Consider the following 26,369-nt stretch of genomic DNA (forward strand, 5'->3'; position numbering starts at 1 on the left):
CCGGGCGCGGCGTGAATCCCCGGTGTGGCCGGGGCGCTCAGGCGGCGACGCGGCGCAGCGGCGCGAGCGCGTTCTCGAGCCGCGCGGCGAGCGTGGGCCAGTCCTCGCCGTGGATGACCTGCTCGACCTCGACGACCTCCTCGTTCCACGGGTGGAGGATCGTCGCGGGCGTGATGCCGTGCCCGATCGCCTGCTCGAGGTTGACCGGGCTGTCGTCGATGAGGAGGTCGATCCCGAGCTCGACGCACCGCGCGACCTTGTCGTCGGAGCAGTGGAGGTCGTGGTAGGGCAGCCCGATCTCCTCGAGCCACCGTGCGGTCGCCCCGTGACAGGAGTTCGCGCGGTGGCTCGTCACGTGGATGAAGTGACCCGCGGAGTGCCAGCGCGCGACCGCTTCGACCGCGCCCTCGTACGGGCGCGCCGCGAGGATCACCTCGTCGCGGTGCGTCTCCTCGATGCAGCACTGCAGCTGCTCGGGCCGCAGCCGCGTGATGCCCCAGTCGAGCTGCTCCTCGTAGGGGAGCTCGATCCCGAAGCGCCGGCGGGCGGCGTCCGAGAGGACGTCCCAGTAGTGGTGGAGGGTCGAGTCGATGTCGATGGCGATGCGCATGCGGGTCCTGCCCCCTGCGGTCGTCGAATGACCTCTCAGTACAGTAGTCGGCCATGGCCGTCGACGGTGAAGTCGACCCCGCGGTCCGCGATGCGGGCGCGTACGGACCCACGGGGCGCTCCGCGTGGCTCGACGTCGACTGGAGCGCCCATCAACGCTGGGTGGAGGTCGAGGGAGCCCCGGTCAACGTCGTCGAGATCGGCGAGGGGCCGCCCGTCGTGTTCGTCCACGGGCTCTCGGGGGTGTGGCAGAACTGGCTCGAGACGCTGCCCGACATCGCCCGCGACCACCGTGTCGTCGCGGTCGACCTGCCCGGCTTCGGACGCAGCCCGATGCCGACGCGGGCGATCTCGATCTCGGGGTACGCCCGGCTGCTCTGCAGCCTCATGGACGCGCTCGACGCCGGCCCGGCGACCTTCGTCGGCAACTCGATGGGCGGGTTCATCGCGGCGGACCTCGCCATCCAGCACCCCGAGCGCGTCGACCGGCTCGTCCTCGTCGCGGCCGCGGGCATCAGCGTCGAGCAGCTGCGCAACGACCGCGGGCTGGCGCTGCTGCGGCGGCTCGAGGCGCTCGTCGAGCTCTACGGGACCATCGTCGCCTCCCGCTCCGACGCCGTCGTCCGCCGCCGGCGGCTGCGCCGGGCGATGCTCCGGATGGTGATGGCCCACCCCGAGCGCCTGCCCGGCCCGCTCGTCCGCGAGCAGCTCGAGGGCACCGGCGCTCCCGGCTTCCTCGACGCGATCGAGGCGCTCACGACGTACCCGATCCGCGATCGCCTCCCCGACATCTCCGCCCCGACGCTCGTCGTGTGGGGCGAGGACGACCGCCTCGTGCCGCTCGCCGACGCCCACCGCTTCGCGGAGCGCATCCCTGACAGCCGACTCGTCGTCTACCCCGACACCGGTCACGTCCCGATGCTCGAGCGTCCGGAGCGGTTCCTCACGGACCTCCGCGGCTTCCTCCGCGAGCCCGCCGAGGCCCCCGCAGCGGGTGAGTGTGGATCTGCCCGGCGCATGGCCGGGTAGATCCACACTCACGCCCCGTGGGGGCGCCGGGCGGCTCAGCCGGTGACGGCGCCGCCGGCCGCGCTGCCCACGAGCCGCGCGTACTTGCCGAGCACCCCCCCGCCCTCGGCGTCGGGGTTCGGCGGAGGCTCGTAGGCCGCGACGCGCCGGGCGATCTCCGCGTCGGGCAGCGCGACGTCGATGCGGCGGGCCTCGACGTCGATCGTCACCTCGTCGCCGTCGGAGACCGCGGCGATCGGGCCGCCGCGCACCGCCTCGGGCGCGATGTGCCCGGCCATGAAGCCGTAGGTCGCGCCCGAGAAGCGGCCGTCCGTCAGGAGCGCGACGTGCTCCCCGAGTCCCGCGCCGTTGATCGCCGCGGTCACCGCGAGCATCTCCCGCATCCCGGGGCCGCCCACCGGGCCCTCGTTGCGGATGACGACGACGTCGCCCCGGCGGATCGTGCCGTCGGTGACCGCCGCCATCGCCGCCTCCTCCCCTTCGAAGACGCGCGCGGGTCCCGAGTGGTGACGGCGCTCGTGACCGCTGAGCTTGACGACGCACCCGTCGGGGGCGAGGTTGCCGCGCAGGATCGCGAGGCCGCCGGTCGGCTTGAGCGGCCGCTCCACCGGGAGGACGACCTCCTGCCCGGGCGTCTCGGTCGCTCCGGCGGCCTCGTCGCCGAGCGTCCGCCCCGTCACCGTCGGCGCTGCGCCGTCGAGGAGCCCGGCCTCGACGAGCCGGCGGACGACGAGGGAGATCCCGCCCGCGTCGAAGAGGTCCTCGGCCGTGTAGGCGCCGCCGGGCTTGAGATCGCAGATCGTCGGCGTCGCGGTCGCGATGCGGTCGAAGTCGTCGATCGCGAGCTCGACCCCGGCCTCGCGCGCGACCGCGAGGAGGTGGAGGACGGCGTTCGTCGAGCCGCCGGACGCGGCGACGACGCCGATCGCGTTCTCGATCGAGCGTCGGGTGATGAGGTCGCGGGCGGTCTGACCCCGGGCGAGGACGTCCATGACGAGGCGCCCGACGTCGACGGCGACGTCGGCCTTGCTGCGGTGCTCGGCGGGCACCATGGACGACCCCATGGGGCTGATGCCCATCGTCTCGAACGCCATCGCCATCGTGTTCGCGGTGAACTGGCCGCCGCAGGCGCCGGCCCCGGGCGACGCGACGGACTCGAGCTCGGCGAGGTCCTCGTCGGTCATCGCGCCGCGCGCGTGGGCGCCGACCGCCTCGAAGACGTCCTGGATCGTGACGTCGCGACCGTGGAAGCGGCCCTTGCGGATCGAGCCCCCGTAGAGGAGGACGCTCGGCAGGTCGAGCCGCGCGAGGGCCATGACCGCCCCGGGGATCGTCTTGTCGCACGCGGCGAGGGCGACCATCCCGTCGAAGAAGTGGCCGCGTCCGACGAGCTCGATCGAGTCCGCGATCACCTCGCGGCTCACGAGCGACGTCTTCATGCCGCTCGTGCCCATCGTGATGCCGTCGCTGATCGCGATCGTGTTGAGCTCCATCGGCGTCCCGCCGGCCGCGCGGATCCCCTCCTTCACCTTCGCGGCGAGGGCGCGGAGATGGAAGTTGCACGGCATCGTCTCGATCCACGTGGAGGCGACGCCGATGATGGGCTTCGCGAGCGCCTCGTCGTCGAAGCCGATGCCCTTGAGGTAGGCCCTCGCGGGGGCGCGGGCCGGCCCCTCCGTGAGGGTCCGGCTGCGGTGCTTGGGGTCGAGCGGGGTCACGCCCCGAGCCTATCCCGACCCGCCGCCCGGCCCGGGCGGCATCGACCGGCCGGCCCGAGGGCGCGGCCCGGCGCTCAGGGGGTCGGGAGGCCGCGGGCGTCGCGCTTGGCCCGGGCGAGCCGGGCGCGCTCCCACTCGCTGAGCCGCCAGAGATCCCGACGGACCTGCTTCGGGTCGATCTGGCGGCCGGGCAGGTGCATGTTCGCGCTGTCGACGAGGCGGCGCTCGTCGCCGGTGAGCGCCATCCACTTCGCGAGGACGTCGTCGGAGTCCGGGAGGCGCGGCGAGCCGTACGGCCGCGTCTCGTCCGGGAACGCGACGCAGTACTCGGCGAGGAGCCGTCGCGTCTGCGGGAGGTAGGCGACGACCGGCTTGTGCGGGTAGACGAGGTAGGCGTACGGCGCCGGAGAGCCGACCTGGTCGTCGCCGGGACCGTCCGTGAGCCGGCCCCAGACCCGGATGAAGCCGAGGTCGCGGTACATCGCCCACTCCTCCTCGTCGACGCACGACTTGAGGAGCTGCCGGGCGCGCTGCTCGGCCCGGCGCTCGCGACCGGGGTCGTAGCCGTCGAGAGCCGTGCGCTCGCGGCGCGCGCGGCGCTCGTCGAGCCAGCGGTCGATGCGCGGGAGCGTGATCTCCCACGCGAGCGCGAGGACGACGATCGTGATCGCGGCGATCGCGAGGAGCATGCCGCCGGTCAGCCTCCGGCCGCGCGCGGGAAGAAGATGACGCGGTCCGCGTCGCGCGGCACGTCGCGGAAGTCGCGCACCATGCGCGCCTCGCGGCGCCCGCCGCTGCCGACGGTCGGGACGGCGGCCCACATCCCCGCATCGAGCTGGGCGCGGAACTCCTCGACGAGGCGCTCCTCGTCCTCGGCGACGTCGACGTCGCCCTCCGCGAGGAGGACCTCTCCGTGCCCCGGCTTCATGCGGAGGAACTTCACGCGGCGATTATGACAAACGAGGCTCTGACGCCGGACGGGCTGTCCGAGCGCCGGCGACGGGGGTCGGCGCTGTCGACGGCCGTCATCGCGCCGGTGCGCCAGGGTCGAGCGAGCGGACGTCGAGGACGTCGACCGGTCCGGCGCCCGCCCCGATCCCGCGCAGGCCGTTCGCGATCGCCTCCGAGGCGATCGCCTTCGCCGCGCGTGCCGCGGCGACCGGTCCCCAGCCGTGCGCGAGGTGCGCGGCGAGCGCCGATGCGTGCGTGCAGCCGGACCCGTGCGCGGCGCCGTCGGGGTGGCGCTCCCCCGGGAGGAACGTCGCGCCCTCGGCGTCGAGGACGACGTCCGTCGCCTCGTCGCGGTGGCCGCCCGTGACGACGACGACCGCGGGACCGAGCGCCCGCACCGCGCGCGCCAGCTCCTCGCCGTCGAGCCCGGCGTCACGCGCCAGAGCGCGGGCCTCCGGCAGGTTCGGCGTCGCGACCGTCGCCCGCGGCAGGATGAGCTCGACGAGCGCCTGATGGGCGTCCTCGTCGAGGAGCCGCGCCCCCGACTCCGCGACCATGACGGGATCGACGACGACGGGAACCTCGTCACCGACGAGGCTCAGCGCCTCGGCGACGGCCTCCGTCGTCGCGGCGCTGCCGAGCATCCCGATCTTCACCGCGTCGACGCCGATGTCCTCGACGACCGCGCGGACCTGCTCGACGACGAAGGCGCCGGGAACGGGATGCACGCCGGTCACCCCGACCGTGTTCTGCGCCGTGAGCGCGGTGAGCGCGCTGCAGCCGTGGACGCCGCACCGCGCGAACGCCTTGAGGTCGGCCTGGATCCCCGCCCCGCCGCCGGAGTCGGAGCCGGCGATGGTGAGGCAGACCGGGGGCCGGTCGCCCGTCGCCTTCTCTTGCGTGGAGGGCGGGATGCCAGCGTCGTCGGTCACGTCGCGGAGGGTACGCGCGCGGCCCGGCGCCGTGCCCCCTGGCGGACTTACGCCCGACGTGGGAGTCTCGCGGCATGGCTCGGCGCGGTGATCTCTACGTCAACGAGGTGACCGGCGAGCGGGCGGTCGTCCTGCGCGGCGACGCGGACGGCGCCGGGGCGTCCGTCCTCGTGCATCTCACGGTCCAGCCCGGCGGGGCGGTCGTCGGCGAGCACGTGCACCCGGCGATGACCGAGCGCTTCCAGGTCGTGCGGGGCACCCTCGGCACGACGCTCGACGGCGTCGAGCGCCGCCTCGGCCCTGGTGAGGAGGCCACCGTGGCACCGAACGTCCGCCACGACTGGTGGAACGCGGGCGACGACGTGGCGGAGGTCATCGTCGAGATCACCCCGCCCGAGCCCAGGTTCGAGCAGCTCATCGCCACGCTCTTCGGCCTGGCGAACACGGGCCGCACCGACGCCAAGGGCATGCCGGGAGCGCTTCAGCTCGCTCTCATCGGCGCCGAGTTCTCCGACGTCATCCGCTTCACCAAGCCTCCGGCGCCGGTCCAGCGCGTCGTGTTCGGCCTGCTCGGGCCGATCGCACGGGCGCGCGGACTGCGCGCGATCTACCCGGAGCTCCTGCGACCGCACGGCTCCGCGCCTCCCGATCCCGCCGCACTCGCCGCCGCCGGCCTCGAAGGGTCCCCGGAGCCTCAGGAGCCGACCGCGACGTAGTCGCCGGAGGCGTCGCGTCGCACCCGGCCGAGCAGCTCGAGCTCGGTGAGGGCGCTGAGCGCGTCGGCGAGGCCGCCCGGGCCCATCGTCGCCGCGAGGGCGGCGGGCGTCGTCGCCCCGGAGGCGACCGCGCGGAGCACGTCGGCGAGACGCTCTGGCAGCGGCGGGGCCGCGCGCCGTGACGGCGCGGGTGACGCGGTGCCCTCGTCGACCGTCCCGACGCCGACCACGGCGTCGAGGACGTCGCCGGCGGCGAGGACGACGAGCGCGCCGTCGCGGAGCAGGAGGTTGCTCCCCCGGCACCGCGGGCTGCCCGCCGGGCCGGGCATCGCGGCGACGTCGCGGCCGAGCTGCGTGGCGAGGTCCGCGGTGATGAGCGAGCCGGAGCGCTCGGCGGCCTCCACGACGACGGTGATCGCCCCGAGCGCGGCGATGAGACGGTTGCGCGCCGGGAACGCCCAGCGGTAGGGCGGGGTTCCCGGCGGGAGCTCCGAGACCACGGCCGCCTCCGCGGTGAGCCGGGTGTGCAGGGAGGCCTTCGTCCGAGGGTAGGCCCGGTCCGCGCCGGTCGCGAGGACGGCGACCGTCCTCCCGCCGCCCTCGAGCGCCCCGGCGTGGGCGGCCGAGTCGATGCCGAGCGCCATCCCGCTCACGACGGTGACGCCCGCCGCCGACAGCGAGCGGCCGAGCCCGCGGGCCGCCTCGACGCCCTCGGGACTCGCACGGCGGGCGCCGACGACCGCGACCGCGGGACCGGTGCCGAGGAGCTCTCGCGCCCGCGCGGCGTCGCCGGCCACGAAGAGCGCCGACGGCCGTGACGGGTCGTCGCGGAGCGCCGGCGGATGACCCTCGCCGTGCGGGCACGTCGACGTGAGCCGGGCGCGCGCGACCTCCCGCCCGGCCGCCGAGGCGGAGAAGCTCGCGTGCCGCCGCGTGATCTCCGCTCGGCGCGCCCCCGCGAGCGCGGCGATGAGGTCCTCGTCGGGGAGGGCGAGGACCTCCCGGAGAGCGCTGCGGTCCCGGGCCGCATGCTCGAGGTGGAGCGCGAGCGCCCCGAGGAGGTACGCGCGGCGCAGGCACTCCGGGCAGGCGCTCACGCCGCCCGCTCCGTCGCGTCGGCGGGGCGCAGCGCGAGCGCCGCGAGCACGTCGTCGCGCCCGACGCCGTCGCGGCCGTCGAGATCGGCGAGCGTCCGGGCGAGCCGGAGGAGGCGCTGCTCGCCACGCGGGCTGATCGCCCCCCGCTCGTAGGCGACGCGGATCGGCTGCTCGGCCGCCGCGTCGAGGCGCACGCAGTCCCGCACCGCGCGGGCGTCGAGCTCGGCGTTGCAGAGCGCGCCCGTCCTTGGTCGGCGGGCCTCCTGGCGCGCGCGTGCCTCGAGGACCCGCTCGCGCGCCTGCTCGCTCGTCGTGTGGGCTGCCCCGCGCAGCTCGGCCCGGTCGGGGCGCGGGACGCCGAGGAGGAGGTCGATGCGGTCGAGGAGCGGCCCGCTGAGCCGGCGACGATGCCGCGCGAGCTCGGACTCGTCGCAGCGGCAGCGATCTCCGTCGCCGCGATGGCCGCACGGGCAGGGGTTCATCGCCGCGACGAGCATGAAGCGCGCGGGGAACACGGCGGAGCTCTGCCCCCGCACGACCGCGACGCGACCGTCCTCGAGCGGCTGACGCAGGGCGTCGAGGACGAAGCGAGGGAACTCGGGCATCTCGTCGAGGAAGAGGACGCCGCGGTGGGCGAGCGTCACCTCGCCGGGGCGCGGGACCGACCCGCCGCCGACGAGCGCGGGCGCCGAGATCGTGTGGTGGGGCGCGCGGAACGGCCGCTCCCGCGCGAGCCCTCTCGTCCCGAGCCCGGCGATGCTCGCGATCCGCGTCACCTCGACGGCCTCGCGACGGGTCATCGGCGGCAGGATCGAGGGGAGGCGGCGCGCGAGCATCGTCTTCCCCGTCCCCGGCGGGCCGGAGAGGAGCGCGTTGTGGCCGCCGGCGGCCGCGACGACGAGCGCCTCGATGACGCCGGCGTGCCCGCGCACGTCCGCGAGGTCGGGGAGACGGTCCGGCCGGGGCTCCTCCGGCGCGGGAGCGGCGTCGGGCAGCCCGGCCTCGACGGCCTCCCCCACGTCGGCCCCGAGGACCCCGGCGAGGGTGCGCAGCGTGCCGACGGGGTGCACGCCGAGGTCTCCCACGAGCGCGGCCTCGCCCGCGTTCGCCGCGGCGACAGCGAGGGCGGGGACGCCGTGGGCGACGCAGCCCTCGGCGACGGCGAGGACGCCGGCGACGGGCCGGACCTCTCCACCGAGCGAGAGCTCGCCGAAGACGGCGACGCGGTCGAGGAGGTCCCCGGGCACCTGGTCGGAGGCCGCGAGGATCGCGCACGCGATCGCCAGATCGAACCCGGGTCCGTGCTTGTGCAGCGCGGCGGGCGCGAGGTTGACGGTGAGGCGCGCGGCGGGGAACGAGAACCCGGCGTTCTGGATGGCGGCGCGGACCCGCTCCCGCGCCTCGCGGACCGCCCTGTCCCCCAGCCCGACGATCGTGAACGCGGGCAGGCCGCTGCGGACGTCGGCCTCGACGGTGACCCGGCGGGGCCGCAGGCCGTCGACGTGGAAGGTGGTGACGCGGCGGAGCACGGCGCCGACGCTACGAGACGTCGTGTGACGTCTCAGCACGCTCCTGCGGAGGCCCGGCGGAGATTCTCCGGCACGCCGCCGCGCCGCCGCGGATCCTGCGGTCGATCTCCGCGATCGGGTGCTGATCCGTCACGCGGCGGCGCCTAGCGTCGCGTCACGTGACGAGCAACGACCCACGGCACCGCCTCGGCGCGCTCGGCGAGGACCTCGCCGCCGCGCACCTCGAGCGCCTCGGCTACCGCGTCCTCGCGCGCAACCACCGCACCCGCCACGGCGAGCTCGATCTCGTCGCGCTCGACGGGACGACGCTCGTCTTCTGCGAGGTGAAGACGCGGCGCGACGGCGGATGGGGGCCGTGGGAGATGCTCGGCGAGCGCAAGCGGGCTCAGGTCCGCAGGATGGCGCGCGACTGGCTGGCGACCGTCGCCGACCGCCCGCGCGCCGCCGCGCTGCGCTGCGACGCCATCGGCGTCGTCATCGACGGGCGGGGACGGCTCGTCCGCCTCGACCATCTGCAGGACGCCTTCTGAGAGCCCCGCCCGCGAGGCCCCCGGGGCCCGGCGCGCTCAGGTCCCCGGGTCGTCCGGTGGGAGGGGCTCGGACCCCTCCTCGCCGAGCGTCAGCTGCTGGTAGGCGGCGGAGCGGAAGCTCAGCCGGTGCAGCGGCGAGACGCCGTTACGCTCGATCGCGTCGCGGTGCTCCGGCGTCGAGTAGCCCATGTGCGTCGCGAACGCCCATCCCGGATGGCGCTCGTCCGCCCGCGCCATGAAGCGGTCGCGGCTCACCTTCGCGACGATCGACGCAGCGGCGATCGCGGCCGAACGCGCGTCGCCGTCGACGATCGCGCGCTGCTCCCGGCCGAGATCAGGGACGCGGAAGCCGTCGACGAGGCAGAGGGCTCCCGGGCAGGCGACGCGCAGCAGCGCGTCGCGGAGCGCGAGGAGGTTCGTGCGGTGCAGCCCGCGCTCGTCGAGCGCCGGCACGCACCGGGAGACGACGGCGACCCGCGCGACGGTCCTCAGCACGACCGGGTACAGCGCGTCCCGCGCCTCGTGGGTGTGCTGCTTGGAGTCGTTGAGCGACCCGAGCGCCCGCACCTCCCGCGGCCCGATCCGCTCGAGGTCGATGAGCACGGCGGCCGCGACGAGCGGGCCCGCCAGGCAGCCGCGCCCCGCCTCGTCGGCCCCGGCGACGAACCGGACGCCGAGACGGCGGTCGTGCTGGAAGAGCTTGCGCCCCGTGCGCCTAGAGGGTGCCGATGCGCTTCGGCGGCCAGTAGGTCGCGAAGGCTCCGCCGATGATCCAGTCGTCGGGAACGGGTCCCCAGAAGCGGCTGTCGTCGGACTCCCCACGGTTGTCGCCCATCATGAAGTAGTGGTCTTCCGGAATGGTGATCTCGCGCGGGAGATCGCAGCCGGAGCCGCCGTCGCACGGACGGGTGAAGCCGTCCGGCACGCGCTCGCCGTTGCGGATGACGTGCCCGTCGCGGATCGCGATGCGGTCGCCGCCGACCGCGACGACCCGCTTGATGAAGTTGACGTCCGCCTTGTCGCTGGTCGGGCGGTCGCACGCTGCGTCCTCCGGCTGGTCCGGGTTGCCGCAGGTGTTGGTCTCCGACCCGGCCGGCGGGTGGAAGACGACGATGTCGCCGACACCGGGGTCCCCGAAGTGGGTGCCGATCCGGTTGACGAGGACGCGCTGGCCGACGGTGAGCGTCGGGACCATCGACTCCGACGGGATCCGGTACGGCTTGATGAGGAAGGCCTGGATCGCGAGGGCGAGCCCGATCGCGATCGCGACGATGACGAGGGTCTCGACCAGCGAGCCCCCGGGGGTCTTCGCCTCCCGGCCCCTCACGCCTTCTCGTCGGCCGGGGCGTCGCCCTCGGCCTCCGCCTCGGCCGGCGCATCGGCCTCGGCGGCGGGCGCCTCGTCTGCAGTCGACTCCGCGACCGCCTCCTCGGGGGCCGCGACGTCCTCGGCGACCGCCTCGGTCGCCTCGGCCTGCGCCTCCTCCGGCGGAGCCTCGGCCTGCGTGCCCTGCTCGTCGGCGAGGAGACCCGGCTCCACGGACTGCTCGGGCCCGGTGTAGCGGCGCTCGCGGACGCGGGCGGCCTTGCCGACGCGGTCCCGGAGGTAGTAGAGCTTCGCGCGGCGCACGTCGCCACGGGCGGCGACGTCGATCCGCTCGATCTTCGGCGAGTGGAGCGGGAACGTCCGCTCGACACCGACCCCGAAGGACTGCTTGCGGACGGTGAACGTCTCGCGAGCGCCGTGGCCCTGTCGCTTGATGACGACGCCCTCGAAGACCTGCGTGCGGCGACGGGTGCCCTCGATGACCTGGAAGTGGACCTTCACCCGGTCTCCAGGCTGGAAGTCGGGGACGCGGCGCAGCTGGGCGCGCTCGATGGAGTCGATGACGATGCTCATGGCGAAGGAGAGGGGCGCGGAGACAGGACGCGCGCGGGCTTCGGCGTGACGCCGGCGCGGTCCGCCATGGTAGCGAAGAGGACCCGCGGCGGCGTCTCGCCCCGCCCGGCGGGCGTCAGCCTGCGCCGGCCGGCCCGGCGCTGCCTCGCTCGGTGCTCCGCGCGCGCCGCCAGTTGCCGATCTCCTCGTGGTGGCCGGAGAGGAGCACCTCCGGGACCCGCCAGCCCCGGTACTCGGCCGGGCGCGTGTAGTGCGGATACTCGGGATTGCCGCCGAGCGCGCGGCTGAAGGACTCCTCCTTCGCCGAGTCGGCGTGGCCGAGCGCTCCGGGCAGCTTGCGGAGGACCGCGTCCGCGACGACCATCGCCGCGAGCTCGCCGCCGGCGATGACGTAGCGCCCGATCGAGAGCGTGTCCGAGCAGAAGTGCTGGACGATGCGCTCGTCGAAGCCCTCGTACCGGCCGCAGAGGAGCGTGACCGCGGAGGACTCGGCGAGCTCGTCGACGTAGGCGTCGTCGAGCACCCGGCCGCCGGGGATGAGGGCGATCACCCGCCGCTCGCGGCGGAGGTCGACCGGGTCGACGCCGTAGAAGCCGCGGAGCGCCGCGTCCATGACGTCGACGCGGAGGACCATCCCCGCCCCGCCTCCGAACGGCGTGTCGTCCACCTGGCGGCCGCTGAGGGGCGTGTGGTCGCGCGGGTTGAGCGTGCGCAGCTCGTGGCCGCCGGCGAGCACGTTCGCGATGTGGCGCTGCCCGCGGAACCACTCGAACCAGTCGGGGAAGAGCGTGACGACGTCGAGCTGCATCAGTCCTCCTCCTCGCCGAGGAAGGCGAGGTCGATCTCGATCTCGCGGCCGGGCACGTCCACGGCCCGGATCGCGTCGCGGACCATCGGCACGAGGAGCTCGCCGCCTCCGTCGCGGCGCACCTCGAGGACCTCGCACGAGGGCAGGGCGCTCATGCGCGCGACGACGCCGACGCGCGTCCCCGCGTCGTGGACGACGCAGCCGGCGAGGTCCTCGGGCCAGTACTCGCCCTCGGGAAGCGCCGGCAGCCGGTCGCGGTGGACGAGGAGGTCGGCGCCGCGCAGCGCGGCGACCGACTCGCGGTCGTGGGCGACGTCGAGGCGGACGATCGGCCGCTCGTCCGTGCCCGCGCGGCGCTCGATGCGCGCGGCGCTCTCGGCGACGCGGAGCTCCGCGCCCTCGGTGAGCAGCGCGGCACGGGGTCGCGTGACGTGGAACGACCCGTCGAGGCCGTGCGGACGCCCGACGCGTCCGGCGCTCAGCCAGTCCGTCTCCGCGGAGGTCATCGCGACGTGCCCCGCACGGGGCGCTCAGTCGACGATGTCGACGAGGACGCGGCGGTTGCCGCGCACGGCCGCGGCCTTCACGACGGTCCGCAGGGCGTTCGCCGTGCGGCCCCCGCGGCCGATGACGCGCCCGTAGTCGTCCTCCGCGACCGCGAGCTCGAGGACGACCGTGCCGTCGTCCTCGGAGAACTGCTCGACCCCGACGTCCTCGGGGTGCGCGACGATCCGCTTCGCGAGGGACTCGAGGAGGTCGCGCAGCGCGGTGTCGTCGGCCATCGGCGAGAGCGAGGCCTCAGGCCTCGATGCCCTGGGTCCTCAGGAGCTTGCGGACCGTCGCGGTCGGCTGGGCGCCCTTGTCGAGCCACTCGCGGACGCGGTCCTCCTTGAGGACGATCGTCGACGGCTCGGTCTGCGCGTTGTACTGCCCGATCGTCTCGATGACGCGGCCGTCGCGCGGCGAGCGCTGGTCGGCGACGACGACGCGCCAGACCGGGTCCTTCTTGCCGCCCACGCGAGTGAGCCTGAGTCGTACAGCCACGGGGTTCCTCTTCAGATCGGTCGGGAAAGTCGAACGAGGAGGGTAGAGCATCGCGCGCGGCGCCGTCCCTCCGGAGAGGGCGCCGCGGTCGGCCTCAGCGGCCGCCCTGGCGCATGAGCTGCTGCATGTCGGGCATCTTGCCCTTCCCGATCTGCTGCATGACCTTCCGCATCTGGGCGAACTGCTTCACGAGCTGGTTCACGGCCTGGACGGTCGTGCCCGACCCCTTCGCGATCCGCAGGCGGCGGGAGCCCTTGATGAGCTCGGGACGCCGCCGCTCCTCGGGGGTCATCGAGAGGATGATCGCCTCGATCTTGTCGATCTCGCGCTCGTCGACCTTGAGGTTCTTCATCTGCTGGCCGGCGAACCCGGGGATCATGCCGAGGAGCGAGCTGAGCGGGCCCATCTTGCGGATCTGCTTGAGCTGGAGGAGGAAGTCCTCGAGCGTGAACTCGTTGCGGCGCAGCTTGCGCTCGAGCTCCTTCGCCTGATCCTCGTCGTACTGCGCCTCGGCCTTCTCGATGAGCGACATGACGTCGCCCATGCCGAGGATCCGCTGCGACATCCGGTCGGGGTGGAAGCGCTCGAACTGATCGAGCTTCTCCCCGGTCGAGGCGAAGACGATCGGCTTGCCGGTCACCGCCTTCACGGACAGCGCGGCGCCGCCGCGGGCATCGCCGTCGAGCTTCGACATGACGACGCCGTCGAACGCGACGGCCTCGGCGAACTGCTCGGCGACGTTGACGGCGTCCTGGCCGGTCATCGCGTCGACGACGAGGAAGATCTGGTGCGGCCGGATCGCCGTCCGGATGTCCTTCAGCTCCTCCATGAGCTTCTCGTCGACGTGGAGGCGGCCGGAGGTGTCGACGATGAGGACGTCCTTGCCGTCCTTCTTCGCCTCGTCCAGCGCCCAGCGGGCGATGTCGACGGGGTTGCGATCGGTCCCCTGCTCGTAGACCGTCGCGCCGGCCTGGCCGCCGACCTTGACGAGCTGGTCCACCGCCGCCGGGCGGTAGACGTCGCAGGCCGCGACGGCGACGGACGAGCCGTGCTCCTCCTTGAGGTGGCGCGCGAGCTTGCCGGTGGCGGTCGTCTTGCCGGACCCCTGGAGGCCGGCCATGAGGATGACCGTCGGGGGACGCGGTGCGAACGCGATGCCCGCCGATTCGCCGCCCATGAGCGCGGCGAGCTCCTCGTGGACGATCTTGACGACCTGCTGGCCGGGGTTGAGCTGACCGATGACGTCGGCGCCGAGGCAGCGATCGCGGACCGTCGTCGTGAACTCCTTCACGACGCGGAAGTTCACGTCCGCCTCGAGGAGGGCGAGGCGGATCTCCCGCATCGCCTTCTTGATGTCGTCCTCGGTGAGCGTCCCGTGCCCGCGGACGTCGGACAGGGTCGCCTGGAGCTTCTCGGAGAGAGCGTCGAACACGGTGTGGCTGAGTGTAGGGGTCCCGGCGAGCCGTCAACGGGAGACCGCGATGCGCTCGCCGTCGCGCAGCCGGAATCGCGGCGGCAGCGCCGGGACCTCGTGGTGCTCGGGGGCGTCGTCCGGACGCTCGACGTCGGCGTAGCGCCGGCTCACCGCGGCGGCCGAGCTCCCGTGGAGGAAGATCGAGAGGACGATCGTGGCCGTGGCGATCGTGAACACCTCCTCGCTCGCCGCGACGCCCGCCGTCTCGGCGATGAGCACGGCGTAGACGATGGACGCGAGTCCACGCGGTCCCGCCCACGCGAGGTAGGCGACGGTCGCGCGGTCGATGCCCGTGCGGAGCGTCGCGAGCACGACGGCGAGAGGGCGGACGACGAGGAGGCTCGCGACGGCGTAGACGACGATCTCCCACGAGAGGTCGCCGGCGACCTCGACCGCGATCGTCCCGAAGAGGAGGAACGTGATGAGGCTGAGGAGCTGTCCCTCGGCCTCGGCGAACGCGCCGCACGACTGCACGAGGCCGCGAGCCGCGAGCGCGATGACCAGCCCGGCGACGAAGGCGGCGACGAACCCGTTGCCGCCGACGAGCTCGGCGCCCGAGTAGGCGGCCACCGCGAGGGCGATCGTCGAGAGCCGCTCGGTCGTCGGCGTCGTGAAGCCGCGAGCGGAGGCGCGGGCGAGGAGCGCGCCCCCGACGGCGCCGACGGCGACGCCGGCGACGAGGCCGAGGCCCACGAGCTGCGCGACGAGCCCGACGTAGCCGAGCACCGAGCCCGCCTCGTCCCGCGCGACGTCGAGCAGCACGATGATGAACGGCACGGCGAGCCCGTCGTTGAGCCCGCTCTCGACGTTGAGGGTCTGGCGGATGCGACCGGGGACGGCCGTGTCGCTGACGAACGCCTGGCCGAGCGCGGCGTCGGTCGGCGCGAGGGTCGCGGCGAGCAGCGCCACCGCGGCGACCGGCATGTCGGGGAAGAGGAGGAGCCCGGCGCCCAGCCCGATGACGATCGCGAGCGGCAGCCCGAGGACGAGGAGCCGCTGCGCGAGGCGGTGATGGCGGGCGATCGCGCGCAGGTCCATGCGCGAGGCGTCCGTGAACAGGACGACGACGAGCGTCACCTCGGCGAGGAGGCCGACGCCCTCGTCGCTCACGTCGAAGTCGACGATGCCCAGGACGCCGGGCGCGACGAGGACCCCGATCGCCGTGAAGACGATCGGCATCGTGATCGGGGAGCCCTCCAGGCGCCCCGCGAGAAGCCCGAACGCGACGACCGCGCAGGCGACGACGAAGAGGTCCGCCTCCACGGCGGACCTCTACCCGGTCAGCTCGTCTGGCGATCGTTGTCGGACGGCTGCGTGAGCTTCGAGACGGCGTTCCCCAGCCCGCCGAGCGCCTGGTTGAACTCGCTCGGGATGACGAAGATCTTGTTCGACTCGCCCTTCGCCAGCTCGGGGAGCATCTGGAGGTACTGGTAGCTGAGGAGCTCCTGGTCGGGTGCCCCGTCGTGGATCGCCTGGAACACCGTCGAGATCGCCTTCGCCTCGCCCTCCGCCCGCAGGATCGCGGACTCGCGCTGACCCTGTGCGGTGAGGATCGCCGACTCCTTCTCGCCCTGGGCGGTGAGGATCTGCGACTGCTTCACGCCCTCCGCGTTGAGGATCGCGGCGCGACGGTCGCGCTCGGCGCGCATCTGCTTCTCCATCGCCTCCTGGATCGAGGAAGGCGGGTCGACCGCCTTCAGCTCGACGCGGTTGACGCGGATCCCCCACTTGCCGGTCGCCTCGTCGAGGACGGTGCGCAGCTGCGAGTTGATCGAGTCCCGGGAGGTGAGCGAGTCCTCGAGGGTCATGCCGCCGATGACGTTGCGCAGGGTCGTCACCGTGAGCTGCTCGATCGCCTGCAGCGGGTTCGCGACCTCGTACGTCGCCGCCTTGGGATCGGTGATCGTGAAGTAGAGGACGGTGTCGATGTTCACCGTCACGTTGTCCTCGGTGATGACGCCCGACGGCGGGAAGCTCACGACCTGCTCGCGGAGGTCGATGAGCGGCTTCACCTTGTCGACGAACGGGATGACGATCGTGAGCCCCGGCTGCAGCGTGCGGCTGTAGCGCCCGAGGCGCTCGACGACGCCCGCACGTGCCTGGGGGATGATGCGCACCGTCTTCGCCGCGACGAAGAGCGCGAAGAGGACGAGGACGCCGCCGACGATGAGACCGGCCATGGCTAGGACCTCCGATGGTGGATGGACGCAGCGAGGTTGCGCGGACGAGGGGTCATTCGCTCACGATCGCGGTCGCGCCGCGGATCTCGATGACCTGGACGCGCGAGCCGACCGGGATGACCGCGTCCTCGTCGAATGCGCGAGCGGTCCAGACCTCGCCGTCGAGCTTCACGGCCCCGGCGGCCGCGTCGTTCTCGATCTCCTCGAGGACGATCGCGCTCTTGCCGACGAGGGCGGCGGTGCCCGTGCGGATCTGCGGCGGCGTGCGGAGGTGCCGCCGGGCGACCGGCCGCAGTCCCGCGAACGCGACCCCCGAGACGACGAGGAAGACGGCGATCGCCGGGACGAGCGAGAGGCCCGCCGCCGAGACGAGCGCCGCGACGAGCGCGCCGGCCGCGAACGGGGCGAGGAAGAAGCTGAGGTTGACGATCTCGCCGACGGCGAACGCGACCGCCAGGAGGACCCAGATCACCCACTCGTCCATGTGGGCCGGAGCCTAGCCGAGCGTCCGGAGCCCGTGGGGGGCGTGCGGTCGCGAAGTGGTCTCAGGCTTGCGCCTCCCGGCGCGCCGGCGATGGCTCGACGGCGCGGACTCCTTGCATCTCCACAGCCACCGTCGGCTGTCGAGGTGGAAGGACCCGGCGGAGTTCGCATCTCGACGGCCACCGTCGGCCGTCGAGATGCAAGCACTCAGCCCTCGAGGAGGGCGCGCGCGAAGTCGTCGGCGTCGAACGGCCGGAGGTCGTCGAGGGACTCCCCGATGCCGATGAGCTTCACCGGGAGGCCGAGCTCGCCGGAGATCGCCAGCGCGATGCCGCCCTTCGCGGTGCCGTCGAGCTTCGTGAGGACGATGCCGTTGACCGGCACCGCCCGGGAGAAGAGCTCGGCCTGCCGGAGGCCGTTCTGGCCCGTCGTGGAGTCGACGGTGAGGAGCGTCTCGTGCGGGGCGTCGGGCATCTGCTTCTGCACGACGCGGCGGATCTTCGCGAGCTCCTCCATGAGGTGCTCCTGGTTGTGAAGCCGCCCGGCGGTGTCGATGATGACGACGTCGGCGCCGCGCTCGCGGCCCTTCGCGACCGCGTCGAAGGCGACGGAGCCCGGGTCGCTGCCCTCCGGGCCGGTGACGATGTCGCACCCGGCGCGCTCCGCCCAGCCCTGGAGCTGCTCGACCGCCGCGGCGCGGAAGGTGTCGGCCGCGCCGAGGACGACCGACTTGCCGAGCTCCTTCTGGAGGTGCCAGGCGAGCTTGCCGATCGTCGTCGTCTTCCCCGTGCCGTTGACCCCGACGGCCATGATGACCGTCGGCGAGTGGCGGAGGTCGATGCGCCCCGCCTCCTCGTCCTCGGGCCGGGCGATGCCGGCGAGGAGCTCGATGAGCCGCTGCGTGAGCTGCTCGCCGCCCTCGACCTCGCCGCGCTCGGTCTCGGCCTCGAGCTGCGCGACGACGCGCGCGGTCGTCGCCGCGCCGACGTCCGCCATGATGAGCGCCTCCTCGAGGCGCTCCCACGTCTCCTCGTCGAGCGTCTCGAAGAGCGTCGCCTGGATCTCGGCCCCGAGCGCCTGCCGCGTCTTCGAGAGATTCTGCCGCAGGCGCTTGAAGAAGCCGCGACGCTTCTCGGGCTCCTCGGCGCCGTCCGCGGGGGCGGCGCCGTCGCCGGTGATGAAGAGGTCCGTCCAGTCCCTGGGCATCGGAGTGCGCGACGATACCGCCGTGGACGTCGAGATCGAGTTCCGGCGCGACAGCGTCGACGCGGGGGCCGGCGGGCGGCTCGCCGCGGCGATGCGCGCGGAGGTCGCCGAGATGTACGACGGCCTCGAGCTCGACGGCGCCGCGATGCCCGCCGCCGGGCCGCGCGAGCTGTCGCCGCCGGACGGCGCGTTCCTCGTCGGGTGGATCGGCGACGACGCGGTGTGCTGCGGCGGGATCAAGCGCCTCGAGGGCGATCCCGCCCGCCCGGCCTGCGAGATCAAGAAGATGTACGTCGTCCCCGAGGCGCGGGGGCGCGGCGTCGCCCGCGCGCTCCTCGCCGCCCTCGAGGACGAGGCCCGGGCCCTCGGCTATCGGATCGCCCGGCTCGACACCGGCCCTCGACAGCCCGACGCCCAGCACCTCTACCGCTCGGCGGGCTACGTCGAGATCGGCAACTTCAACGACAACCCCGTCGCGACGTTCTTCGCGGAGAAGGAGATATGAGCACCGTCACCATCGACCGCAGGTTCAACGGCCCGCCGGCGAGCGCGCACGGCGGCTACAGCGCCGGTCTCGTCGGCACGGCGATCGACGGCCCCGCGGAGGTGATGCTCCTCGCCCCTCCCCCGCTCGACGAGCCGCTCACCCTCGAGCCCGCCGACGGCGGGCTCACGCTCTCCGCCGCCGGGACGACCATCGCGACCGGGGCGCCGACGACCGTGGACGTCGGCCCTCCGCCGCAGGTCGACGCCGCCGACGTGCGCGCGGCGATGCCGACCGCCGAGGCGCTCCGCGAGTACCACCCGTTCCCCACCTGCTTCGGCTGCGGCCCCGACCGGGAGCGCGGGGACGCCCTCCGCCTCTTCGCCGGCGAGCTCGACCCCTCCCGCCATCTCTGGGGCGTGACGTGGACGCCGACGGAGGAGGAGACGACGGAGCACATGGTGTGGGCGGCGCTCGACTGCCCGAGCAGCGCCCCCGCGCAGGACCCGACCGGCGAGAAGCCGATCGTCCTCGGCCGCTTCGCCGTCGACGTCCGACAGACGCCGCAGGCGGGCGTCGAGCACCTCATTCTCAGCGCGCCGCTGCACCACGACGGCCGCAAGCGCGAGAACGCCGTCTGGCTCGTCGGTCCGGACGGCGCGACCCTCGCCGCCGGCCGGGCGCTGTGGATCGAGCTGCGGCCCGAGCACGCGAAGGAGCGCCGCGGCGACGGCCGCTAGCCCCACCGACGAGCCCATCCCTCCTGACGAAGCTCACCCCGAGCGTGAGTTTCGTCAGGAGGGATGGTCAGGTCGTCGTGTCCGGCAGGTGCCGGCCGACGTGCCCCACGTAGACGCCGCGGGGGACGTCGCCGGACCCGTCGGCGACGTGGAGGTAGATCCGCGCGATGAAGCCCGCGCCGGAGCCGGAGCCGATCGCCACGTGCGGGCCGAGGTCGAGCCGGTGACCCTCGTGAGTCACCGTGTAGTGCTGCGGATGCCGTGAGCGCGCGAGCTCGCTCACGTCCTGGCGCCAGGTGAGGCCCCGCTCGGTCGCCGCCTGCTGGAGCGAGCGGCCGAAGCCGGTCGGGTCCGCGTAGAGGGCGGCGAGCTCCTCGAGCTTGAGGAGCGTGTCGAGGATCTCCTGCGGGCGCCGGTACGGGCTGTCGGCGGCGGACTCGCGGGCCGCCGCGGTGAAGACGAGGTGCTCGGTGCGCTCCGCGGCGCGGTCGACGGCCTCGAGCACCGTCGAGGGCTCCTCGTCGGCGGCGACCTCCGCCGTCTCCGGCGGCGGACCGCCGGCCTCCGCGAGGAGCGCCGAGAGCCGCGTGATCGAGCGGGCGTCGTGCGCGGCCGCCTCCTCGAGCTCCTCGACCCGGCGGAGCAGCTCCTCGCGGTGCGCGCGCACCGCCTCGAGCTCGTCGGCGAGGGCCGTGAGCCGCTCGTCGGCCGCCTCGTCGGCCGGTGCGGCAGCCTCGGCCGCCGCCGTCCGCTCGTGCAGGCGGGCCTCGGCGGCAGCGGCGCGCGACTCGGCGGACTCGACGGTCCGCTGCAGGCGCTCGACCTGCGCGCGCTGGTCGTCGCGCTCGGCCTCGGCCGCCTCCCGGACGAGCTTCGCGGTCTCGGCCTGGCGCCGGAGGTCCTCGACGCGGGAGAGCTCCTTCTCGAGCCGCTTCTCCCGCGCGGCGACGTCGCGCGCGGACGCGTCGGCGTCGCGGAGGCGGGCGAGCAGCGGGGACGTCGGGATCCCGGCGTGCGCGAGGAACTTGTCCCACGACCCGAAGACGTCGATGACGTAGTCGGGATGCGGCCACGGCTCGCGCTTGAGCCAGTCCTGGCCGGTCGGCACCTCGCCCGTGTGGATGAGCCAGCGATAGAGCTGGTGGACGTAGTCGACCTCCTCGACGAGGAGGGAGACCTCGCGCAGCCGCGCGTCGGGCTGCAGAGGCCCGGACTGCTCGTCCCCGGGCTCCTCGTCATCGGCCGGCGACTCCCCGGCGTCCTCGGGGGACGACGGCGGCGGCCCGTCCCCCGGCTCGCCGTCCTTGCGGCGTCGGCTGCGCTTGCCCATCGGGTCAGGCGGCGCCCGCGCCGGCGCGCTTGCGCTCCTGGTCGGCGACGAGCTCGCGCGGCGGGAGCTTGCGGGAGACGACCTTCGAGACCCCGTCGTCGCCCATCGAGACGCCGTAGAGCGTGTCGGCCGCCTCCATCGTCCGCTTCTGGTGCGTGACGACGATGAACTGCGCGCGGTCGGCGTACGTCTCGAGGAGGTCGAGGAAGCGCCCGATGTTGAGGTCGTCGAGCGCGGCCTCGACCTCGTCGAGGATGTAGAAGGGGCACGGCTTCGCGAGGAAGACCGAGAAGAGGAACGCGATCGCCGTCATCGACTTCTCGCCGCCCGAGAGGAGCGTGAGGCGCTTCATCGCCTTCCCCGCCGGCGTGATCTCGATCTCGACGCCGAGCAGGTCGTCGGGGTCGAACCCTCCCTCCGAGGCCTCCGCCTCCTCGTCGGCCGCGGCCTCGGCCGCCGCCTCCGCCGTCAGCTCGGCGACCCCGTCGCCGGACGGCTCGCCGCCGCCGATGACCGGCCGCGGCCCGGAGTCCTCGCGGACGAGGCGCAGGCGCCCCCGGCCGCCGGGGAACAGCCGGCCCGAGAGCTCCTCGAAGTTCTTCGCGGCGGCGGCGAAGGTCTCCTCGAAGGTCTCGCGGATCTGCTTGTCCGTGTCGCGGATGAAGGCGCGCAGCTCCCGGAGGGCCGTCTCGAGGTCCGTGCGCTGGCGCTCGAGCTCCTCGACGTGCGCGATCGCCTCGTCGTACTCCGCCTTCGCCAGCGGGTTGACCGGGCCGAGTTGCTCGCGGCGCTTCTGCAGGCGCTCGATCCGCTGCCGGAGCGCGGCGACCGCCTCCTCCCCGAGCGGCTCCTCGGACGGGCCGAAGTCGAGGCCGAGCTGCTCGGCGAGGACCGTGAGCTCCTCCGCCGCCTCGTGCTCGTGGTCGCGTGCCTGCTGCGCCTTCACCTCCGCAGCGGTGAGAGCGTCCCCGCGCTCGCGCAGGTGCTGCTGGATCCGCGCCTCCTCGGAGGCGCACGCCCGCAGCTCGGCGGCGACGCCCTCCCCCTCCTCGCGGTCGGCGCGGAGCGCCTCCTCGAACTCGGTCACCCGCTCGCGGACGGCCTCGAGCGCCGCGTCGAGAGCCTCGGCCAGCCGGACGGCGACGGGCCCGAGCGCGCGGTCGCGCTCGAGCTTGGCCTCGAGGAAGCGGATGCGCCGCTCGCGCTCCTCCCGCTCGCGGGCCGCTCGCTCGGCGACGCGCCGCTCCGCGGCGAGCTCGCCCTCGACCTGGGCGCGCCGGACCGCGCTCTGGGCGTCCTCCGGGGCGTCCTTGCGCTGCTCGATGAGGAGGCCGATCTGCCGCTCGTCCTCGCGCGCGGCGTTGACGGCGCGCTGGGCGTCGCGCGCGGCGCGGTCGGTGTCCTCGCGCGTCGCGTCCGCCGCCGTCACCGCCGAGGTCGCCGCCTCGACGGCCTGCTGGGCCGCCCGCTCGGCCTGGACCGCCTTCTCGCTCTCGCCGATGAGGCGGTCGCGGCGGTTGCGCTCGGCGAGCACGCGCTCGCTCCCGCCCTGCGCCGCGCGGATCATCTCGCGCGTCGCGCCGAACCACGCGTGCCCCTCGACCGTGACCGCGGTGCCGGTGAAGTCGTCGGGCACCGCCGCGATGTCGTCGACGACCCACGCGGAGCCGAGGAGCCGGCGCGCGAGCGCCAGCTCTCGAGCCGGGCCGCCGACCATCTCGCCGAGCGAGCGTGCGCCGGGCACCGGCGGAGCGGGTGCGGCGTCCCCTCCGGCGGTCTCCCCGCCCGCGACGAGCGCGTGCCCGCCGTCGGGCCCCGCGCCCCCGAGGAGGTCGCGCGCGGCGGCCACGTCGTCGACGATGCCCGCGGTCAGCCGCGCGCCGAGCGCCGCGCTCAGCGCGAGCTCGAAGCCCTCCTCGACCTCGAGGGCGTCGGCGAGCGCCTGCGTGCCGTCGCCCATCGACGTGTGGGTGCGCAGGAACTGGTTCGCCGAGGCGAGCTCCGCGCCGATCCGCGCCGCGTCGCGACGTGCGGCCTCCGCGGTCGTCTCGGCCGCGCGGCGCGCCGTCCGGGCGACGTCGCAGGCCTGGTCGGCCTCGGCGAGCGCCGCCTGCGTGCGCTCCACCTCCTCGGCGAGCTCGGCGGCCCGTGCGACCGCGGCCTCGCGGCGCGCCTCGAGCGCGGCGACCTCGCGGGCGAGCGCGGCCTCGCGCTCCTCGTCGAGCCGCGCGAGCTTGGCGTCGAGGGCCTCGATGCGCTCCATGCCCGCCTCGTCCGGCTGGTCCTCGGCGGCCTGCCGCCGGAGGACCTCGAGCTGGCGGGCGCGGTTCTCGGCCCGCTCGGCGACGTTCTCGGCGGTCTCCCGCGTGCGCTCGAGGCGCATCTCGATGCGGTCGGCGCTGCCGCGCGCCGCTCCCGCGCGGCGCATGAGGACGTCGCGGTGCTCCGCGCGCTTGGCGAGCGCCTCCTCGGCCTTCTCGCGCCGGGCGGCGACGGCCCCCAGCTCGGCCTGCGCCTCGTCGCGGGCGCTGCGCGCCTCCGCGGCGGCCTCCTCGGCGGCGGCCTTCTCGAGCCGCTTCGCGCGGACGGTGTCGCGCGCGAGCTCCCACCTCGCCTCGCGGGTCTGACGCTCGAGGCGCTCGTGCAGCTCGGCCGCCTCGGCCTGGCGCTTGAGCGGCCGCAGCCGCGACCGCGCCTCGCGCTCGACGTCGAGCGCGCGGTCGAGGTTGTCCTGGGTGCGCTCCAGCTTGAGCTGCGCGCGCCGGCGCCGCTTGCGGTGCTTGCCGAGGCCGGCGGCCTCCTCGATGAGGAGACGGCGGTCCTTCGGCTTCGAGGTGACGATCGCCTCGACGCGCCCCTGCGAGACGACGGAGTGCATCTCCTTGCCGAGACCGGTGTCGGAGAGGACCTCGAGGACGTCGACGAGCCGGCACTTCGCGCCGTTGAGGCGGTACTCGCCGTCCCCTGACCGGTCGAGGCGCCGCACGATCGAGATCTCGCCGACCGGGAGGTCGACGGTGCCGTCGCCGTTGTCGAGCACGATCTCGACCTCGGCGCTCGACCGGGCCTGGACGCCCTTGCCGCCCCCGAAGATGACGTCCTGCATCGACTGCCCGCGGACGGCGAGGGGCGACTGCTCGCCCATCGCCCACAGCACGGCGTCCGTCACGTTCGACTTGCCCGAGCCGTTCGGACCGACGATGACGCTCACGCCGTCGCCGAAGTCGAGCTTCGTGCGATCCGGGAACGACTTGAAGCCCTTGAGGGTGATGGACTTGAGATGCATCGTCACTCCGTCCCCGCGGCGGGCGAGGGACGTCCCGCGACCGCCGCGTCGATCTGCTCGAGGGCCGCCCGCGCGGCCTCCTGCTCGGCCTGCTTCTTCGACCGTCCCCGGCCGCTGCCGACCGACTCGCCGGCGACGACGGCCCGCACCTCGAACTCCCGGTCGTGGGGAGGACCGAGCTCGGCGGTCACCTCGTACTCGACGACCGCGCCGCGGCGCGCGAGACGCTCCTGGAGCGTCGACTTGAAGTCGACGGGGTGCTCGAGCGCCTCGTCGAGCTCGGGCGAGAAGGCCTCGACGACGGCGGCGGCCGTCTCCTCGTAGCCGTGCTCGAGGTAGCAGGCCCCGATGACCGCCTCGGTGACCGACGCCAGGACGCGCTCGGTCTCGAGCGCGGCGGCGCTCGTCGCCTGGCCCTCCGGGGCGGCGGCACGCAGGGCGGCCGGCACGTCGAGCCGCTGCGCGACGCGTGCGCAGGCGGCGCCGGAGACGGTCTGGGCGCGGATCTTCGTGAGCCGCCCGGCGCCGAAGCGCTCGGCCTCGAGCCGCGGGTAGAGGTGCGCGGTGATCGCGAGGCCGAGGACGCTGTCGCCGAGGAACGCGAGCCGCTCGTAGGAGTCCGACGACCGCTCGGTCCAGGACGCGTGCGTGAACACCTGACGCGACAGGTCGTCGGAGAGGCCGTCGAGAAGTTCGCGGAGGCGCTTCAGCGGACCGGGGAGCTCGGGGGCACGGGCGGGCGGCGTCAGGCCGCGGAGTGCTCGAGGACGAAGTCGATCGCCTGCTCGACCGTCGTGATGCGGGCGGCCTGCTCGTCGCTCATCGCGACGCCGTAGGAGTCCTCGAGCTCCTGCACGAGCGTGTAGAGGTCGAGGCTGTCGGCCTCGAGGTCCTCGCGGAAGCGCGTCTGGGGCGTGACCCTCGCGGGATCGAGCTCGAGCTCGTCGGCGAGATGGTCGCGGATGAGGGTGAACACCTCGTCACGAGTCATGACGTACGCACCGTAGAGCCTTGATCGGACGGGGCCGAATCATCGCCGGAGCGGCGGCGCAGGGCCCCGGCGGCCTCGAGCGCCGCGTGCGTCCTCCCGACGACGTCGGCCGAGGCTCCGCGGGCGGCGAGCAGGATCGCCTGCGAGAAGCCGTACCGGGTGAAGCGGCCGTGCGGCACGACGCCGAGGCTGCGAAGCCCGAGGAGGTAGGCGCCGCCGGGCCCCTCGGGGTCGATCTCGTCGCGGAAGCCGCGCAGGGCGGGCTTGAGCAGGATGCCTCCGGCCTTCGCGCGCGGCGAGGACATCGCGACGTCCCGGATCGCGCTCACCATCGTCTGCGAGACGCCCTCGACGAGCTTCAGCGCGATGTTGCCGGTGAACCCGTCGGTGACGACGACGTCCGCGCGGCCGCTCACGACGTCGGTCCCCTCGACGTTCCCGACGAAGTCCATGACCGGGGAGCCGGCGGCGCGCTCCGCGAGGGCGGCGTGCGCCTCGACGACGAGCGGCGTGCCCTTCGTCGCCTCCTCGCCGTTCGAGAGGAGCCCGACGCGCGGCCGCTCGACGCCGAGCACCGCCTGGACGAACGCCGCACCCATGAACGCGAACTGGACGAGGTGCTCGGGCCGGACCTCGACGTTCGCGCCGACGTCGAGCAGGGTGACGGGCGCCCCGGGGACGGGGACGGGGAGCGCGAGCGCGGGCCGGTGCACGCCGCGCAGGCGCTTGAGGTCGAAGAGACCCGCGGCGAGGGCGGCGCCCGTCGAGCCGCCGCTCACGAAGGCGTCGGCCTCGCCCGCCTTCACCGCGCGGACCGCCTGGACGATCGAGGCCTCGGGGTGCGCGCGGACGGCCCGAGCGGGGTCGGGCTCCTTCGCGATCGAGATCGGGGCGTCGACGACCTCGACGCCCTCCGGGACGTCCCCGATCGCGGACGCGTCGCCGTAGACGCGGACGCGGACGCCGCGCTCGGCGGCGATCGCCGCGCCGGCCGCGACCTCGGCGGGACCGAGGTCGGCGCCTCCGGCATCGACCGCGACGATCGTGCGGGGCGGCGACGCCGTGGCGGGCTCCCGACCGGGCGCGCCGGTCATGGCGCGGTCAGTGGTCGTGGTCGTGCGCCTGCGGCGCGACGACGGTCCGCCCCGCGTACGTGCCGCAGTTCGGGCACACGCGGTGCGGGCGGCGCGGGCTGTGGCACTGCGGGCACTCGTTGAACGTCGGCGCGCTGATCTTGTGCTGCGCGCGGCGCTTCGCGGTGCGGCTGTGCGACTGCTTCTGCTTGGGGACGGCCATGGGCGACCACGCAGGGTAGACGATCGGTCGCCGCGGC

General features: G+C 74.4%; 30 protein-coding genes. 5 read left to right on the forward strand and 25 right to left on the reverse strand.

Annotated elements, in window-relative coordinates:
* Window positions 1–37 precede the first annotated feature (37 nt).
* The gene (locus ACME2J_RS06025) at window positions 38–610 is read right to left on the reverse strand and encodes a 5' nucleotidase, NT5C type (RefSeq protein WP_495543977.1); all 573 of its coding nucleotides are present in this window, start codon (window positions 608–610) and stop codon (window positions 38–40) included.
* 53 nt (window positions 611–663) lie between these two features.
* Between ACME2J_RS06025 and ACME2J_RS06030 the strand changes: the two genes are divergently transcribed.
* Complete coding sequence (locus ACME2J_RS06030; protein WP_495543978.1) at window positions 664–1,638, forward strand: alpha/beta fold hydrolase; 975 nt, start codon at window positions 664–666, stop codon at window positions 1,636–1,638.
* A 35-nt stretch (window positions 1,639–1,673) separates the two neighbouring features.
* On the opposite strand, the gene ilvD is transcribed toward ACME2J_RS06030, so the two are convergent.
* From ilvD to thiD, 4 genes are all read right to left on the reverse strand, one after another.
* Window positions 1,674–3,356 (reverse strand): dihydroxy-acid dehydratase, encoded by a 1,683-nt coding sequence (ilvD, locus tag ACME2J_RS06035; RefSeq protein ID WP_495543979.1) that lies wholly within the window; start codon window positions 3,354–3,356, stop codon window positions 1,674–1,676.
* A gap of 74 nt (window positions 3,357–3,430) precedes the next feature.
* A complete protein-coding gene (locus tag ACME2J_RS06040; RefSeq protein WP_495543980.1) occupies window positions 3,431–4,045 on the reverse strand; it encodes a hypothetical protein in 615 nt (204 codons plus the stop codon).
* Between the two features lie 8 nt (window positions 4,046–4,053).
* The gene (locus ACME2J_RS06045; protein WP_495543981.1) at window positions 4,054–4,299 is read right to left on the reverse strand and encodes a hypothetical protein; all 246 of its coding nucleotides are present in this window, start codon (window positions 4,297–4,299) and stop codon (window positions 4,054–4,056) included.
* A gap of 82 nt (window positions 4,300–4,381) precedes the next feature.
* The gene (gene thiD, locus ACME2J_RS06050; RefSeq protein ID WP_495543982.1) at window positions 4,382–5,239 is read right to left on the reverse strand and encodes a bifunctional hydroxymethylpyrimidine kinase/phosphomethylpyrimidine kinase; all 858 of its coding nucleotides are present in this window, start codon (window positions 5,237–5,239) and stop codon (window positions 4,382–4,384) included.
* 74 nt (window positions 5,240–5,313) lie between these two features.
* Here thiD and ACME2J_RS06055 point away from each other — a divergent pair, with 74 nt between their 5' ends.
* Window positions 5,314–5,955 carry a cupin domain-containing protein gene (locus ACME2J_RS06055; RefSeq protein ID WP_495543983.1) on the forward strand — a complete coding sequence of 214 codons (642 nt, stop codon included), beginning with the start codon at window positions 5,314–5,316 and terminating at the stop codon, window positions 5,953–5,955.
* Here the strand turns inward: ACME2J_RS06055 and dprA are convergent.
* Entirely contained in the window at window positions 5,934–7,052 is a 1,119-nt protein-coding gene (gene dprA, locus ACME2J_RS06060; protein WP_495543984.1) for a DNA-processing protein DprA, read from the reverse strand. The genes ACME2J_RS06055 and dprA overlap by 22 nt on opposite strands.
* Window positions 7,049–8,581: a YifB family Mg chelatase-like AAA ATPase gene (locus tag ACME2J_RS06065; protein ID WP_495543985.1), complete on the reverse strand. Its 1,533-nt coding sequence runs from the start codon at window positions 8,579–8,581 to the stop codon at window positions 7,049–7,051. The genes dprA and ACME2J_RS06065 overlap by 4 nt, the downstream gene beginning before the upstream one ends.
* A 158-nt stretch (window positions 8,582–8,739) precedes the next feature.
* Here ACME2J_RS06065 and ACME2J_RS06070 point away from each other — a divergent pair, with 158 nt between their 5' ends.
* On the forward strand, window positions 8,740–9,111 hold the full coding sequence (locus ACME2J_RS06070; protein WP_495543986.1) for a YraN family protein: 372 nt from the start codon (window positions 8,740–8,742) through the stop codon (window positions 9,109–9,111).
* Between the two features lie 36 nt (window positions 9,112–9,147).
* Here the strand turns inward: ACME2J_RS06070 and rnhB are convergent, their stop codons facing one another.
* The 12 genes from rnhB to ftsY all read right to left on the reverse strand — a co-directional run bounded on the left by rnhB (window position 9,148) and on the right by ftsY (window position 18,205).
* A complete protein-coding gene (rnhB, locus tag ACME2J_RS06075; protein ID WP_495543987.1) occupies window positions 9,148–9,933 on the reverse strand; it encodes a ribonuclease HII in 786 nt (261 codons plus the stop codon).
* A complete protein-coding gene (lepB, locus tag ACME2J_RS06080; RefSeq protein ID WP_495543988.1) occupies window positions 9,827–10,438 on the reverse strand; it encodes a signal peptidase I in 612 nt (203 codons plus the stop codon). The genes rnhB and lepB overlap by 107 nt, the downstream gene beginning before the upstream one ends.
* Entirely contained in the window at window positions 10,435–11,010 is a 576-nt protein-coding gene (gene rplS, locus ACME2J_RS06085; RefSeq protein ID WP_495543989.1) for a 50S ribosomal protein L19, read from the reverse strand. Before rplS ends, lepB begins: the two co-directional genes overlap by 4 nt.
* 115 nt (window positions 11,011–11,125) lie before the next feature.
* On the reverse strand, window positions 11,126–11,818 hold the full coding sequence (gene trmD / locus ACME2J_RS06090; RefSeq protein ID WP_495543990.1) for a tRNA (guanosine(37)-N1)-methyltransferase TrmD: 693 nt from the start codon (window positions 11,816–11,818) through the stop codon (window positions 11,126–11,128).
* Complete coding sequence (rimM, locus tag ACME2J_RS06095; protein ID WP_495543991.1) at window positions 11,818–12,324, reverse strand: ribosome maturation factor RimM; 507 nt, start codon at window positions 12,322–12,324, stop codon at window positions 11,818–11,820. Before rimM ends, trmD begins: the two co-directional genes overlap by 1 nt.
* Window positions 12,325–12,348: 24 nt before the next feature.
* Window positions 12,349–12,600 (reverse strand): KH domain-containing protein, encoded by a 252-nt coding sequence (locus ACME2J_RS06100; RefSeq protein ID WP_495543992.1) that lies wholly within the window; start codon window positions 12,598–12,600, stop codon window positions 12,349–12,351.
* Window positions 12,601–12,616: 16 nt separating this feature from the next.
* The gene (gene rpsP, locus ACME2J_RS06105) at window positions 12,617–12,862 is read right to left on the reverse strand and encodes a 30S ribosomal protein S16 (protein ID WP_495543993.1); all 246 of its coding nucleotides are present in this window, start codon (window positions 12,860–12,862) and stop codon (window positions 12,617–12,619) included.
* A 94-nt stretch (window positions 12,863–12,956) separates the two neighbouring features.
* The gene (ffh, locus tag ACME2J_RS06110; RefSeq protein ID WP_495543994.1) at window positions 12,957–14,294 is read right to left on the reverse strand and encodes a signal recognition particle protein; all 1,338 of its coding nucleotides are present in this window, start codon (window positions 14,292–14,294) and stop codon (window positions 12,957–12,959) included.
* Between the two features lie 33 nt (window positions 14,295–14,327).
* Window positions 14,328–15,599 (reverse strand): cation:proton antiporter domain-containing protein, encoded by a 1,272-nt coding sequence (locus ACME2J_RS06115; protein ID WP_495543995.1) that lies wholly within the window; start codon window positions 15,597–15,599, stop codon window positions 14,328–14,330.
* A gap of 17 nt (window positions 15,600–15,616) precedes the next feature.
* The gene (locus ACME2J_RS06120) at window positions 15,617–16,516 is read right to left on the reverse strand and encodes an SPFH domain-containing protein (protein WP_495543996.1); all 900 of its coding nucleotides are present in this window, start codon (window positions 16,514–16,516) and stop codon (window positions 15,617–15,619) included.
* 52 nt (window positions 16,517–16,568) lie between these two features.
* Window positions 16,569–17,000: an NfeD family protein gene (locus ACME2J_RS06125; RefSeq protein ID WP_495543997.1), complete on the reverse strand. Its 432-nt coding sequence runs from the start codon at window positions 16,998–17,000 to the stop codon at window positions 16,569–16,571.
* A gap of 206 nt (window positions 17,001–17,206) precedes the next feature.
* Window positions 17,207–18,205, reverse strand: coding sequence for a signal recognition particle-docking protein FtsY (gene ftsY / locus ACME2J_RS06130; protein WP_495543998.1), 999 nt, complete (start codon window positions 18,203–18,205; stop codon window positions 17,207–17,209).
* Window positions 18,206–18,227: 22 nt separating this feature from the next.
* Here ftsY and ACME2J_RS06135 point away from each other — a divergent pair, with 22 nt between their 5' ends.
* Both ACME2J_RS06135 and ACME2J_RS06140 read left to right on the forward strand, forming a co-directional pair.
* On the forward strand, window positions 18,228–18,710 hold the full coding sequence (locus ACME2J_RS06135; protein WP_495543999.1) for a GNAT family N-acetyltransferase: 483 nt from the start codon (window positions 18,228–18,230) through the stop codon (window positions 18,708–18,710).
* Window positions 18,707–19,429: a hypothetical protein gene (locus ACME2J_RS06140; protein ID WP_495544000.1), complete on the forward strand. Its 723-nt coding sequence runs from the start codon at window positions 18,707–18,709 to the stop codon at window positions 19,427–19,429. Before ACME2J_RS06135 ends, ACME2J_RS06140 begins: the two co-directional genes overlap by 4 nt.
* 67 nt (window positions 19,430–19,496) lie before the next feature.
* Here the strand turns inward: ACME2J_RS06140 and ACME2J_RS06145 are convergent, their stop codons facing one another.
* Genes ACME2J_RS06145 through rpmF form a run of 6 tightly spaced genes read right to left on the reverse strand, consistent with a single transcriptional unit; the run spans window position 19,497 to window position 26,332 of the window.
* Window positions 19,497–20,759 carry a hypothetical protein gene (locus ACME2J_RS06145; protein WP_495544001.1) on the reverse strand — a complete coding sequence of 421 codons (1,263 nt, stop codon included), beginning with the start codon at window positions 20,757–20,759 and terminating at the stop codon, window positions 19,497–19,499.
* 4 nt (window positions 20,760–20,763) lie between these two features.
* On the reverse strand, window positions 20,764–24,045 hold the full coding sequence (locus ACME2J_RS06150; protein ID WP_495544002.1) for a chromosome segregation SMC family protein: 3,282 nt from the start codon (window positions 24,043–24,045) through the stop codon (window positions 20,764–20,766).
* 2 nt (window positions 24,046–24,047) lie between these two features.
* Complete coding sequence (locus ACME2J_RS06155; protein WP_495544012.1) at window positions 24,048–24,794, reverse strand: ribonuclease III family protein; 747 nt, start codon at window positions 24,792–24,794, stop codon at window positions 24,048–24,050.
* Window positions 24,791–25,036, reverse strand: a complete 246-nt coding sequence (gene acpP, locus ACME2J_RS06160) for an acyl carrier protein (RefSeq protein ID WP_495544003.1) — start codon at window positions 25,034–25,036, stop codon at window positions 24,791–24,793. The genes ACME2J_RS06155 and acpP overlap by 4 nt, the downstream gene beginning before the upstream one ends.
* Window positions 25,033–26,130 (reverse strand): phosphate acyltransferase PlsX, encoded by a 1,098-nt coding sequence (plsX, locus tag ACME2J_RS06165; RefSeq protein ID WP_495544004.1) that lies wholly within the window; start codon window positions 26,128–26,130, stop codon window positions 25,033–25,035. The genes acpP and plsX overlap by 4 nt, the downstream gene beginning before the upstream one ends.
* Window positions 26,131–26,137: 7 nt before the next feature.
* Window positions 26,138–26,332 (reverse strand): 50S ribosomal protein L32, encoded by a 195-nt coding sequence (gene rpmF / locus ACME2J_RS06170; protein ID WP_495544005.1) that lies wholly within the window; start codon window positions 26,330–26,332, stop codon window positions 26,138–26,140.
* Between the last annotated feature and the right edge of the window lie 37 nt (window positions 26,333–26,369).

Source organism: Paraconexibacter sp. (assembly GCF_059438195.1).

Bases quoted from the DNA above. Each gene is read 5' to 3' on its own strand.
- plsX (WP_495544004.1), bottom strand. From the start codon at position 26,130: ATGACCGGCGCGCCCGGTCGGGAGCCCGCCACGGCGTCGCCGCCCCGC.
- rpmF (WP_495544005.1), bottom strand. From the start codon at position 26,332: ATGGCCGTCCCCAAGCAGAAGCAGTCGCACAGCCGCACCGCGAAGCGC.
- rimM (WP_495543991.1), bottom strand. From the start codon at position 12,324: ATGACCTCCGCGGAGACGGACTGGCTGAGCGCCGGACGCGTCGGGCGT.
- ACME2J_RS06040 (WP_495543980.1), bottom strand. From the start codon at position 4,045: ATGCTCCTCGCGATCGCCGCGATCACGATCGTCGTCCTCGCGCTCGCG.
- rplS (WP_495543989.1), bottom strand. From the start codon at position 11,010: ATGAGCATCGTCATCGACTCCATCGAGCGCGCCCAGCTGCGCCGCGTC.
- ACME2J_RS06025 (WP_495543977.1), bottom strand. From the start codon at position 610: ATGCGCATCGCCATCGACATCGACTCGACCCTCCACCACTACTGGGAC.
- acpP (WP_495544003.1), bottom strand. From the start codon at position 25,036: ATGACTCGTGACGAGGTGTTCACCCTCATCCGCGACCATCTCGCCGAC.
- ACME2J_RS06120 (WP_495543996.1), bottom strand. From the start codon at position 16,516: ATGGCCGGTCTCATCGTCGGCGGCGTCCTCGTCCTCTTCGCGCTCTTC.
- ACME2J_RS06030 (WP_495543978.1), top strand. From the start codon at position 664: ATGGCCGTCGACGGTGAAGTCGACCCCGCGGTCCGCGATGCGGGCGCG.
- ACME2J_RS06055 (WP_495543983.1), top strand. From the start codon at position 5,314: ATGGCTCGGCGCGGTGATCTCTACGTCAACGAGGTGACCGGCGAGCGG.
- ACME2J_RS06150 (WP_495544002.1), bottom strand. From the start codon at position 24,045: ATGCATCTCAAGTCCATCACCCTCAAGGGCTTCAAGTCGTTCCCGGAT.
- ftsY (WP_495543998.1), bottom strand. From the start codon at position 18,205: ATGCCCAGGGACTGGACGGACCTCTTCATCACCGGCGACGGCGCCGCC.
- ACME2J_RS06145 (WP_495544001.1), bottom strand. From the start codon at position 20,759: ATGGGCAAGCGCAGCCGACGCCGCAAGGACGGCGAGCCGGGGGACGGG.
- trmD (WP_495543990.1), bottom strand. From the start codon at position 11,818: ATGCAGCTCGACGTCGTCACGCTCTTCCCCGACTGGTTCGAGTGGTTC.
- ACME2J_RS06140 (WP_495544000.1), top strand. From the start codon at position 18,707: ATGAGCACCGTCACCATCGACCGCAGGTTCAACGGCCCGCCGGCGAGC.
- ACME2J_RS06125 (WP_495543997.1), bottom strand. From the start codon at position 17,000: ATGGACGAGTGGGTGATCTGGGTCCTCCTGGCGGTCGCGTTCGCCGTC.
- ACME2J_RS06100 (WP_495543992.1), bottom strand. From the start codon at position 12,600: ATGGCCGACGACACCGCGCTGCGCGACCTCCTCGAGTCCCTCGCGAAG.